Genomic DNA, 11,329 nt, shown 5'->3' with positions numbered 1-11,329 from the left:
TCATCACGGTCAGAGCACGCGCCGCTGCACAACCTCAGTGTCCGACGACATCGGCGTAGCCGTGCCCGGTGATCTCGTGGCCGTCGACGGTCCCGGTCACCGAACACACGTGGGAGTTGGCGCCTTGAGTGCCGTCCAGTCTGCGCGGCCTGATCTCCAGTCGTGCGTCGAGTCCGGGGATCGTCAGGATCCAGCGACCGTCGCGCTCGGTTCGCCGAGCGTGGGTGACCAAGTGCGAGCCGTCCTCCTGCAACGCGGTGAGCCAGGACGTGCCGTCTCCCCCGGTGTCCCAGACGCTGAGGTAGCGGCCCGCTCCGAGATCGAGTCCGAGCCATAGGAAGCGAAGCGGTTCGCTGGTCTCGGAAAGCCACTGGCGGTCGCACCATGTGCGTCCGGTGAGCCGATGTGTGACCCCCTCGACGGTGATGGTTCCTGAGGCGATCAGACCGGGCAGTGCGAACTGCCCGGTCGTTCCGCCGAAGAAGGGGAACAACCCGCTGCCACCACTGAAGAGCACCGGTTCTTCCCGCCGAAGCGCCAGCCGGATCGACGCGGTGTCCGTCGTGCCCGAGATCTTGAGTTCGTCCAGGTCGCCGCTCAGGTTCAGGACCGATGTCTGCACGTCGAGGCGGTCCGTCGGCAGCTTCACGTCGTGCAGGGGCTCGACGGTGTGCTTGTTGCTGGTGTGGCCGTCCGCTTCCCGCAGCAGCGCGACCGTGGCGTGACACGCTCCCTCCGCCTCCATCGCGTGGATCTTCGCCCAGAAGACGTTTCCGTCCCCGTCGTGGAGCCTGGAGGCGAACCACCAGGAGTCGTTCTTGCCGGGGGCGGTCGCGGCGAGGTCGTCGGCGGCACTGATCAGTGTGGGGTGGGACGTGGTCATCGTGCTTCCTCCGTCTCGGGACCGAGGACCAGCAGCTCCGTGATCAGCCCGTTCGCGTCCACGGTCACGCGCTCGGTGCCGCCCTGGGACGCGAGTTGGCCGTCGAGGCTACGCCACGCCGCGATGAAACGGACCTTGAGTGTTCCGTCGCCGAGCACCGTGGTGGTCCACACGTGCTTGCTGTCGGCCATGTCGGAGTAGAAGCGCCGGTAGAACTCCGTGATGTCGGCCAGGCCGGTCACCGGTGGGAGGTCGCCGAACCGCACGGTGGCCTCCGGCGCGAACACCGATCCAAGCTCCGCCAGTGCCTGCGGCTCGTGCACCGCACGGTCCACGAGTGTGATGTAGCGGTCGACCACCGTCTCGGTCGTCTGAGTCATCGCGTTTCCTCGTTCTCGTGTGGTGTCAGCCCATCAGGGCTTTGCCGAGCCTGGCGCCGACCGGGGTGGAGGCGGCGCGGATCAGGGTGCTGCGGGCGATGCGGCCGAAGCGGTTGGCGGGCATGAAGAAGTGCTGCATGAGCAGCGCTTCCTTCTGGTAGCGGGTGACGAACGGGCGCAGTTGCTGTTCCCAGCAGCCCAGAGCGGCGGGAAGGTCGCCGTGTTCGGTGAGCAGACGGGCCAGCAGTTCGGCGCCCGCGATGCCCATGCCGGAACCCTGGCCGGAGTGGAGGGTCATGCACCAGGCGGAGTCGCCGAGCAGGACCACCCGGCCCTGGCTCCAGCGGCTGAGGTGAATCTGGCTGACCTGGTCGAACAGGACGGACTCGGAGCGGTCCATCGCCTCCAGCATGGCGGGCACGATGTCCCCGCCGAAGCCGGCGAAGGCCTGGCGCAGGGCGACCGAGGGCTTCTTGCGGATCTCGGCGGCGGGCCAGTCGGTGCGGTAGAGCAGGAAGGCGACCGGGAGGTGGTCGCGATAGCTGTTGATCCAGGCGGAGCGCCCGGGTGCGGTGGCGACCGCGCTGTCGCCGTCGCGCAAGCCGGGCAGCGGGCGGTCCATGACGCAGGCGGCCACGACGTGGTCGAAGTCCTTGCGGTAGAGGTCCTCGGGGCCAAAGGCCAGGGAGCGCACCGTGGAGTGGATGCCGTCGGCCCCGATGAGCAGGTCCGCGCTCTCCACGGACCCGTCGGTGAGGGTCACGGTCACCCGGTCGCGGTCCTGGGCGATGGTCGCGGGGCCGGTGTCGTAGCGGATCTCCACCAGATCCTGGACCGCCTCGTACAGGACGCGCTCCAGGTCGCTGCGCAGCAGCATCCGCAGCGGGGTGTCGTTGACCTGATCGGGAAAGGTCAGGCCAGGTGTGAGGCGACCGCGGGAATCGACTTCGAACATGCGCCCTTGGGGGTCGCGGCGGTCCGGGAGCGACTCCAGGATGCCCAGACGTTCGGCGGCGGTGTAGCCGGGGCCGTTGAAGCGGACGAAGTAGCCGCCGGTGCGGCGTTCGGGCGCCCGCTCGATGATCAGGGGCCGCCAGCCGGCCCGGTGCAGGCTCAGAGCCGCAGCCAGACCGGAGATGCCGGATCCGACGATGAGAGCACGGCGGGCGCCCTGTGGGGGGAGCGTCGAAGAGGTCATGCCTCGACCATACCCTTGAACGATACTGGATGACCAATTTCGAAATTTGGTCATCCAGTGCAGGGGGTGGGATGCTGTGCTCATGACCCTGGACCGCCTGGCCGCTTCCCCACAGGCCGACCGCGAACGCGCCGAGCGCATCCTGGCCGCCGCGCGCGAACTGCTGACGGCCTGGGGCTACAAGCGGGTCACCGTCGACGAGATCGCCCGCCGCGCCCGCATCGGGAAAGGCACCGTCTACCTTCACTGGAAGACGAAGCAGGCGCTGTTCGCCGAACTGCTGCGGCGGGACCTCCACAAGGCGCTCGGTGACGTCGCCGCCGACGTCGGGCAGGACCCGTCTGCCGCCCTGCCCGGCAGGCTGGTCCGGGAGGTGTTCCTGCGGCAGGCCGGTGACCCCGTCATCCGGGCCGTCCACGCCGGTGACAGCGAAATCCTCGGTGCGCTGGCCGTCAGCCCGAACGGCGTTCCGGTCATCCAGGAACTCGGCTTCCACGCCCTCCTCGCCCGCCTTGTCGAGGTGTGGCGGGCGCACGGGCTGGTGGCCGTCACGGCACCGGCGGCCGACCAGATCTACACGATCGACGCGGTCCTGACCGGGTTCATCACGGGGGGCATCGCCGTACCGGGTGAGGGCCTCCGCCCGGACCATCGGGCGGACCTGCTCAGCCACACGATCAAAGCGGCCCTCGAAACCTCCGCCGAGCCGGACGAGGCCTCCCTTCGCGCGGCCGCCCGCGACGTTCTCGCCGCCCTGATCGCCGCTCGGGACGCCCTCGTGGCCTGACAAGTTTTTCGGGACACGGAGAACGTCTTCCGGAGCATTTTCGCCATCGCCCCCGCCGTCCCCGCGGACACCTGACGGCGGCCACCATGGCAACCACACCGACCGACGTCGCCCCGCCGCCTCCGAAGCTGGTCGCGACCGACCTGGACGGGACGCTCCTACGCAGCGACGGCACCTCCCCCCCCCCGCACTCGCGTCTGCGTCATGGCCGCCAACGAGGCTGCCGTATACGCCTTGGCGCTCCGAGCTGCGAACTCCCCTGGTAAACACAGGGCGAGCGTCGGTGCTCAATCCTGAGGGCGGGGTTTGGCCCTGGTGGCGTGGCGCGCGGCCTTGTAGGTCTCGGGCAGGAAGCGATGTTCGACGGCGGTGCGCTTGGTGGCGGCATCGCCGCCGACGATCTCGGCGCGGCCTTTCATCATGGCAATGAAGCCCTGGCGGGCGACCTCCTTGCGGCTGTTCTTCTTCATGCCGGGGCCGAAGGCGGTGTTGTTCATGCCGGCGCGGGCGTGGAAGTCGCTGTCGGTGGCGCCGGGCAGGAGCGTGGTGACGGTGACGCCGTGTTCCTTGAGTTCCTCGCGCAGACCGAGGGCGAACATGCGGGTGAAGGCGCGGGAGGGCCCGTACACCGTCTCGTAGGGGGTGGGCAGGGTCGCGGACAGCGACGAGGTGATGAGGATCTTTCCCGCGTGGTGGGCGGCCATGTGCCGGGCGACGTGCTTGGCGAGGTGGACGACCGAGGTGACGTTCAGGGAGATCAGGGAGAGTTCATCGTCGAGGTCGGTGTCGAGGAAGGCGCCGCCGATGCTGCGTCCGGCGTTGAGGACCGCGGCGTCCAGCGGGCGGCCGGTGGCCTCCACGGCCGTCCACACCCTCTCGACTCCGTTCGCCTCGGCGAGGTCGGCCCTGACGGGGGTGACGTGGGCGCCGTCGCGGGTGAACTGCTCGGCTGCCTCGTCGATCCTCTCGCTGCGGCCGGTGGCGACGAGGTCGAAGCCGTTGGCGGCGCACAGGCGGGCGATCTCGTAGCCGATGCCGCTGGAGGCCCCGGTGACCAGAGCCAGGGGGCGGGTGGAGGGGGTGCTGCTCATGAGAGGTGCTCCGTTTCCGTGTGGGGGCGGTCGTTTCGGTGCTGCCGGTGGCCGACCGCTGCGGGCGGGCAGCTCGGGTCAGGCTGTGCGGCAGTCCGGCGCCGGGCGTGCGGCGTCGGAGCTGCCGGGGCGCCACCGGCCGGTGACAGGCCGTGGTACGGCGTCGTCACCGGCCGACGGGCCTGACGCACCATCAGGCGGTGGAAGCGTCGAAGTCGGCCGACAGGGTCAGCGCCTCGTTTGCGCGGACTTCGGCGAGCATCGACTCCAGCTGCTCGATCGCCATGTCGTACGCCGGGGCGCCCAGCAGCAGGCGCTGGGGGTGGGTGTCGGCGGAGAGCGCGGTGATGATCGCCCGGGCGGCGGCCTGGGGGTCACCGGGCTCCTTGCCGGTGTCCGCGCGGAACGCGGCACGCTGCGCGCCGACCGTGTCGGCGTAGTCGGCGATCTCGCGCTCGGGCAGCGTCTCGTTGGCGGACCGGCCGGCCCAGTCGGTGCGGAAGGGGCCGGGCTCGACGAGCAGCGTGGTGATCCCCAGCGGGGCGACCTCCTGGCGCAGGGCGTCGGTCAGGCCCTCGACGGCGAACTTGGTGGCGGCGTAGTAGCCGACGGCCGGGAAGGCGCGCAGTCCTCCGATGGAGGAGAAGTTCACGATCGTTCCCGAGCGGCGCGCGCGCATGCCCGGCAGGACGGCGCGGATGACGTCGGACAGACCGAAGACGTTGATGTCGAAGATCCGGCGGATCTCGTCGTCGGTGCTCTCCTCCACGGCGGCGAAGTAGCCAATGCCGGCGTTGTTGACCAGCACATCGAGGCCGCCGAAGTGCTTCTCGGCGGCCTCGACGGCCTCCCTGACCTGTGTGGCGTCGGTGACGTCGAGGGGCAGGGCGAGCGCCTGGTCGTTGCCCTCGACGAGATCCTGGACCTGAGCGACGTTGCGGGCGGTGACCACCGCCTTGTGGCCGGCGGCGAGGACCTCCTGGGCCAGAGCGCGGCCGAAGCCGGTCGAGCAGCCGGTGATGAACCAGACCTTCTGCTGAACAGTCACGATGCGGATCTTCCTCGGGATGGGCGCACCCTCCCACAGCGATCACAACGGGTGACGGCGACGGGGTGCGGTGTACGGGGTGAAGCGGCGCCCGCCCCGGCCGGTGCCACGCACCCGGCAGGCGGACTGCGGACCCTTTGCGGGGCACCGCGATGGCCGCCCCACCATTCATGCACGCCGAGAAGCCGCAGGCCAAGCCACTGGCGGGGGCCACTGCTGCCGGGGAAAAACCTTCCCCCCCACGCCAGTGGATCCCCTCCGCAAGCCAGGGAACACTGGAGGCCATGGCGAACAATGCCGAGGAGATCAAGAAGTTCCTGCGCACCCGGCGTGACGCGGTCCGCCCCTCCCAGGTCGGCCTGGCGAACTACCCGGGCCGACGGGTGCCCGGCCTGCGCCGCGAAGAGGTCGCGCAGCTCGCCGGGGTCAGCGTGGACTACTACACCCGCCTGGAGCAGGGACGGCTCACCAGCGCCTCCGAAGGCGTCATCCTCTCCATCGCCGAGGCCCTGCGGCTCACCCAGGCCGAAACCCAGTACCTGCGCGACCTGCTGCGCCCCCAGCCCCGCCGCAGCCCGCAGCAGGCGCCGACCCAACAGGTGCGGCCCGACCTGCTGCGCATGCTGAACGGCCTGCAGGACCAACCCGCCTTCGTCCTCGGCCGCCGCAACGAGGTCCTGGCCTCCAACGACCTCCTCGACGCGCTGTTCACGCCGTTCAACCACCGCCCGGCCGACGAACGCAACCTGCTGCGCTGGATGCTCCTCGACCCCGCCGCCCGCTCCCTGTACCTCGACTGGGCGCAGGTCACCTCCGAGGTCGTCGGCGTGTTGCGCGCCGAGGCCGGCCGCCACCCCCACGACCCGCGGATCGCCGAATTCGTAGCCGAACTGCGCTCGATATCACCCGAGTTCCGCACCTGGTGGGCCGAGCGGACGGTCGTCGAACGCACCTGGGGCACCAAACGGTTCAACCACCCCGTCGTCGGCCGTCTCGACATCACCTACGAAGCCCTCTCCCTGCCCGGCGACCCCGACCAGATCCTCTTCGTCTACGTCGGCAGGACCGACGACGACCTCGAAAAACTGCGCATCCTCGCCAGCTGGTACGCCCAGTCCACCCCTCACCCTGCCACCGCCGGCAAGGACACTGCCCAGCCGCAACGGGACGGGGCGGGCGAACAAGATCCCCGCCACGCGTAGGCCCGCCGCCGCGTCCCGCCCGGCCCGTCGGCCCCGCCGCCGACCTCCCCCAGCTCAGACCTTCGCGGTCGCGCTGCCACAGGCCCATGTCCATTGCGTCCAGGACGAGTTGGGTCTCCTTCGACATCACGCTGGGCCCGGGCACGGCTCGACCAGTGTCTCGTCGGCCATCGTGCGATTCAATCGGTGGCCGCCCGGCTTGGCCGCGGCGCTTTCGACGCCCTCGACGACGCACCAGGCCGTGCTGGAACGATTCCTCTACGGGGCGTCGTCCAGCGCGGCCACCGCCTCCTTCGCGGCCCTGATGGCACCCTTGTTGATCTCGTCCGTGGCCGGCGCCTTCTTGGTCTCGAAGTCGCTGCCGTTGTACGTGACCACGACCAGGGCGTTGGAGGCGCGGGCGATCACCATGCCCTCGCGTGTCTGCTGCTTGTCCTCGGTGGTGAGGTTCACGACGGAGTAGGCCGTGTCACCGAGACCCGGTACCGTCCCTCCGCCGCTCTTCTCCTTCACACGCTGTTCGTAGGCGGTCCGGGCCTTGTCGTCGGAGGCCTTGATCTCGTACGAGACGTCGAGCCAGCGGTAGTCGAACCCCTTGAGCGCGTTCCAGGAGCAGGTGCGGCGCACGGCCTTGTCGGTGGACGTTATCTCCTTCCCTGCCGTCTTGGCGTCCGGGACAAGGGACTTGACGGTCTTCTCCGAGATGCCGGAGCAGGGCGCGGGCGCCTGGGAGTAGGTCTTGGAAGCCGCGGACGCCGAAGGAGCGGACTCGTCGGACCCGGACGCGGCAGCGTCCTTCCGGGCCGGGGCCTGCTCGCCGGCCTCGGTCGCGGCGAACGGACCGGACGACAACGCCCAGCCGGCCGAGGCGAGTACGGCGACCGGCAGCAGCCGAGCGGTGAGAGCGAGCGGCAGTGGAAGTTCACGCACGGTGTGGTCTCGGGGGAGTCGGTGCGGCGTTCCGCACAGGGTGGGGGACGCCAGTGTCACATGCATGGCTGTGGGGCGAAAGTGCCAACTCGCTCCGTGGCTGCTCGATCACTGAGGCTTCACGGGAACCCACGACCCGGGAGATCGTCGAGCGCGTGCGAGGATCGGCGTGTGATCGCGATACGCCGCACCTCGTCCCGGTACGCGCTCCTCGTCGGCGTGCTGGCGTTGTGCGTGAGTGGATGCGGGCTTTCCACCGAGTTGGAGCGTGAGTTCGACCCCGATCCCGAACGGCCGCCGGCCACGACCCGGCCGCCCGCGCCTCCGCCCGCCCCGCCGCCCGCGTCCGTGACTCCCGATGCCTCGCCGTCGGTACCGGTCCAGCCGCGGCAGGGCTGTCCGCCGTCCGGTGTGCGCTTCGGTACCGGTCCGGTCAGCGCCGCCATGGGGCTGCGCGCCATGACCCTCACCGTGACCAACTGCTCTGCCGAGCCGTACGAGTTGAACGGCTACCCTGCCGTCAGCGTGCTCGACGAGGCGGGCGCGCCCCTGGAGGGAGTACGCACCGCCGAGGGCACGGACGAGGTGTCCATGGCCCCGGAGGACCCCGGCCCCGAGCCGCTGACCCTGGCTCCGGGCGAGACCGCCGGCGCCGGCCTGTACTGGCGGATGGCCGCCGGGAAGGGCATCTATCTGCGGGTCGCAGCCCGGAAGGGAGACGGCGCCACGACCGTACGTGCCGAGGACTACCTGGACATCGGCCCGGAGAACGTCCTGGGGACGACGGCGTGGAAGAGGACTCCCTGACAGCGGGTTGCACGGGCCGTACGACCGGGAGCAACGGGTTGCGGCCGCCTCCCTGCACCAACCGGTTGCGGCACGCCGCCCTGCATTAACCGGTTGCGGGGCGCTCTCCGGGATCAGCAGCCTTGACGCATGACTCAGCCACAGCCCGCCACTGAGCCCCCACCGCCCTCCCTGCGCGACGAGATCCTCGCCTACTACGAGCGAGGGGAGGAGGACGCCCGCCTCAAACGGGGCGCCGGACGGCTGGAGTTCTGGCGCACTCAGGAGGTGCTGCGCCGACTCCTGCCGGAGGCGCCCGCGCGCGTGCTCGACGTCGGCGGCGGCAGCGGTGTGCACGCGGAGTGGCTGGCTCGCGACGGGTACGAGGTGGAACTCGTGGACCCCGTGCCCCTGCACCTGGAACAGGCCGCGCGACTGCCGGGCGTCCGTGTCCGTCCCGGAGACGCCCGCGCACTGCCCGCCGAGGACGCGGCGTACGACGTCGTGCTCCTGCTCGGGCCCCTCTACCACCTGCCGGAGCGCGCCGACCGGGTGCGTGCGCTCGCCGAGGCGCATCGCGCCGTCCGTCCGGGCGGGCTGGTCGTCGCGGCCACGATCAACCGCTTCGCGGGGCTCCACGACGGCCTTCAGCTGGGGTACTACTTCACACCGGAGCACCGCGCGCGGACCGACGCCGCCCTGGGCGACGGCCACCACACGCACGCACCCGAGGACCCGCTCTTCACCACCGCCTACTTCGCCGACCCCACCGAAGTCCCCGGCGAGTTCACCGAGGCGGGGCTGGCTCACGAGGGCCAGTACGGCGTGGAGGGCGTCGCCTGGCTGATGGGCGGTGTCGAGGAGTGGCTGGACGACCCGGAGCGACGGGAGGCCGTCCTCGCGGCGACCCGGCGCATCGAGTCCGAACCGTCGCTGCTGGGCGTGAGCGGGCATCTGCTGACGGCGGGCAGGCGCCGTCCGTAGCCCGTGCCGGCCGTGCTGGAGACGGGCCGGGTGACCGTGTGACGAGGCGGGGGAGCCGGGGACGCATGCGCGCTGCTCACGTGGGCAGGTCCTGAGCGATGATCGGAGCGACCGACGCGCGTGACCAACGAGGTGAGAGTGCATGTTCACCACCCGGCCCACCCTTTCGGGCACCTTCGGCATGGTGTCCTCCACCCACTGGCTCGCCTCACAGTCGGCGATGGCGGTCCTGGAGGACGGCGGCAACGCGTACGACGCGGCCGTGGCCGCGGGTTTCGTGCTGCACGTCGTCGAACCCCACCTCAACGGCCCGGCGGGCGAGGTCCCGATCATCCTCGCCCCGGCGGGCGGCGAGGTCAGGGTGCTGTGCGGCCAGGGCGTCGCGCCCGCCGGGGCCACGATCGAGCACTACAAGGGACTCGGTTTGGATCTCGTACCCGGTACGGGCCCGCTCGCGGAGGCCGTCCCCGGTGCGTTCGACGCCTGGATGCTGCTCCTGCGCGACCACGGGACGAAGCCCCTGGCCGACGTCCTGAAGTACGCCATCGGGTACGCACAGGACGGGCACCCGCCCGTGGAGCGCCTCGGCGAGACCGTCGAGACAGTGCGTGCCCTCTTCGAGGAGGAGTGGGTCTCGTCGGCGGAGGTGTACCTGCCCGGTGGGAAGCCCCCGCGCGCGGGCGAGCTGTTCCGCAACCCGGCCCTGGCCGCCACCTGGAAACGGCTGCTCGCCGAGGTGTCCGGCGCGGGGGACCGCGTGGCCGAGATCGAGGCGGCACGTCAGGTGTGGCGGTCCGGCTTCATCGCCGAGGCGCTGCTGCGGCAGTCCGCGCGGCCCACCATGGACACCAGCGGCGAGCGCCACACCGGCACGCTCACGGCGGCCGACCTGGCGTCCTGGTCCGCGTCCTACGAGCCGCCGGTGACATACGACTGGAACGGCTGGACCCTGTGCAAGGCGGGCCCCTGGAGCCAGGGCCCGGTGCTGTTGCAGCAACTCGCGCTCCTCCCGCCGGAACTGCCGCGTTACGGGTCCGCCGAGTACGTGCACCTCCTCGTCGAGGGCTGCAAGCTCGCCATGGCGGACCGGGAGGCCTGGTACGGGGACGCGGCCGACGTGCCGCTCGGCGATCTTCTGTCGGAGGAGTACAACGCCGCACGGCGCGCGCTCGTCGGCGACACGGCGTCGTACGAGCTGCGACCCGGCAGCCCCGGAGGGCGCGTTCCGCGGCTGAGTGCCCACGCGCGCGTGGTGGCCACCGACGAGCCCGGGTTCGACGTGCTGGGAGTCGGCGAGCCGACGGTCGCGAAGAGCCCGCTGTCGCCGGTCCCGGGTGAGCCGGACGTCGCGGCCCACGGGGGCACCCGCGGCGACACCTGCCACCTGGACGTCGTCGACCGCTGGGGCAACATGGTCGCGGCCACACCCAGCGGCGGCTGGCTCCAGTCCAACCCGGTCGTGCCCGAGCTCGGCTTCCCGCTCGGCACCCGGCTGCAGATGACGTGGCTGGACGAGGGCCTGCCGAACTCCCTCACCCCCGGCCGCCGGCCCCGCACCACGCTCACGCCGTCGCTCGCCCTGCGCGACGGCGTGCCGGTCATGGCGTTCGGCACGCCCGGCGGCGACCAGCAGGACCAGTGGCAGCTGCACTTCTTCCTCGCGGTCGCCCTGCGCCCCCACGTCCGTGGCGGTCTCGACCTCCAGGGCGCGATCGACGCGCCGAACTGGCACAACGACGGCTTCCCCGGCTCCTTCTACCCCCGCGGTATGCGCCCCGGCAGCGTCACGGTCGAGTCCCGCATGCCGTCCGGGGTCGTGGCGGAACTACGACGGCGCGGACACGACGTGACGGTCGGCGACGCCTGGAGCGAGGGCCGGCTGTGCGCGGTCGCCCGCGATCCGGAGACCGGCCTGCTGTCCGCGGCGGCGAACCCACGGGGGATGCAGGGGTACGCGGTCGGCCGCTGACGGCCGCTCGGGGAGACACCCCGGGCATGGGTGTTCACGGCGATTCCACCCGGAGTGCACCGGCCGGGCAG

General features: G+C 71.1%; 11 protein-coding genes. 5 read left to right on the top strand and 6 right to left on the bottom strand.

What is annotated here, in order from left to right; genetic code table 11:
* Window positions 1-34 precede the first annotated feature (34 nt).
* Genes IE262_RS19975 through IE262_RS19965 form a run of 3 tightly spaced genes read right to left on the bottom strand, consistent with a single transcriptional unit; the run spans window position 35 to window position 2,461 of the window.
* Window positions 35-883 (bottom strand): lipocalin-like domain-containing protein, encoded by an 849-nt coding sequence (locus IE262_RS19975; RefSeq protein ID WP_189875273.1) that lies wholly within the window; start codon window positions 881-883, stop codon window positions 35-37.
* On the bottom strand, window positions 880-1,263 hold the full coding sequence (locus tag IE262_RS19970) for a nuclear transport factor 2 family protein (RefSeq protein WP_189875271.1): 384 nt from the start codon (window positions 1,261-1,263) through the stop codon (window positions 880-882). The genes IE262_RS19975 and IE262_RS19970 overlap by 4 nt, the downstream gene beginning before the upstream one ends.
* Before the next feature lie 25 nt (window positions 1,264-1,288).
* Window positions 1,289-2,461, bottom strand: a complete 1,173-nt coding sequence (locus IE262_RS19965) for an FAD-dependent monooxygenase (RefSeq protein WP_189875269.1) — start codon at window positions 2,459-2,461, stop codon at window positions 1,289-1,291.
* Between the two features lie 82 nt (window positions 2,462-2,543).
* Between IE262_RS19965 and IE262_RS19960 the strand changes: the two genes are divergently transcribed.
* A complete protein-coding gene (locus IE262_RS19960) occupies window positions 2,544-3,248 on the top strand; it encodes a TetR/AcrR family transcriptional regulator (protein WP_189875267.1) in 705 nt (234 codons plus the stop codon).
* A gap of 287 nt (window positions 3,249-3,535) precedes the next feature.
* On the opposite strand, the gene IE262_RS19955 is transcribed toward IE262_RS19960, so the two are convergent.
* On the bottom strand, window positions 3,536-4,339 hold the full coding sequence (locus tag IE262_RS19955; RefSeq protein ID WP_134028165.1) for an SDR family NAD(P)-dependent oxidoreductase: 804 nt from the start codon (window positions 4,337-4,339) through the stop codon (window positions 3,536-3,538).
* Window positions 4,340-4,532: 193 nt separating this feature from the next.
* Window positions 4,533-5,387, bottom strand: a complete 855-nt coding sequence (locus tag IE262_RS19950) for an oxidoreductase (protein ID WP_189875265.1) — start codon at window positions 5,385-5,387, stop codon at window positions 4,533-4,535.
* A gap of 284 nt (window positions 5,388-5,671) precedes the next feature.
* Between IE262_RS19950 and IE262_RS19945 the strand changes: the two genes are divergently transcribed.
* Window positions 5,672-6,589 (top strand): helix-turn-helix transcriptional regulator, encoded by a 918-nt coding sequence (locus tag IE262_RS19945; RefSeq protein WP_134028161.1) that lies wholly within the window; start codon window positions 5,672-5,674, stop codon window positions 6,587-6,589.
* Between the two features lie 258 nt (window positions 6,590-6,847).
* On the opposite strand, the gene IE262_RS19940 is transcribed toward IE262_RS19945, so the two are convergent.
* Entirely contained in the window at window positions 6,848-7,519 is a 672-nt protein-coding gene (locus IE262_RS19940; RefSeq protein ID WP_189875263.1) for a hypothetical protein, read from the bottom strand.
* Window positions 7,520-7,690: 171 nt separating this feature from the next.
* Here IE262_RS19940 and IE262_RS19935 point away from each other — a divergent pair, with 171 nt between their 5' ends.
* The 3 genes from IE262_RS19935 (at window position 7,691) to IE262_RS19925 (ending at window position 11,258) form a co-directional block, all read left to right on the top strand.
* Window positions 7,691-8,326, top strand: coding sequence for a DUF4232 domain-containing protein (locus tag IE262_RS19935; protein ID WP_189875261.1), 636 nt, complete (start codon window positions 7,691-7,693; stop codon window positions 8,324-8,326).
* Window positions 8,327-8,455: 129 nt separating this feature from the next.
* The gene (locus IE262_RS19930; protein ID WP_134028155.1) at window positions 8,456-9,289 is read left to right on the top strand and encodes a class I SAM-dependent methyltransferase; all 834 of its coding nucleotides are present in this window, start codon (window positions 8,456-8,458) and stop codon (window positions 9,287-9,289) included.
* Window positions 9,290-9,431: 142 nt separating this feature from the next.
* Window positions 9,432-11,258, top strand: a complete 1,827-nt coding sequence (locus IE262_RS19925) for a gamma-glutamyltransferase family protein (RefSeq protein WP_189875259.1) — start codon at window positions 9,432-9,434, stop codon at window positions 11,256-11,258.
* Window positions 11,259-11,329 lie beyond the last annotated feature (71 nt).

Origin of the sequence: Streptomyces bluensis (genome assembly GCF_014650715.1) — a bacterium.
Lineage (GTDB): Bacteria > Actinomycetota > Actinomycetes > Streptomycetales > Streptomycetaceae > Streptomyces > Streptomyces bluensis.
The sequence above is the reverse complement of the archived record's forward strand: the minus strand, read 5'-3'. Positions and strand labels throughout refer to the sequence as shown.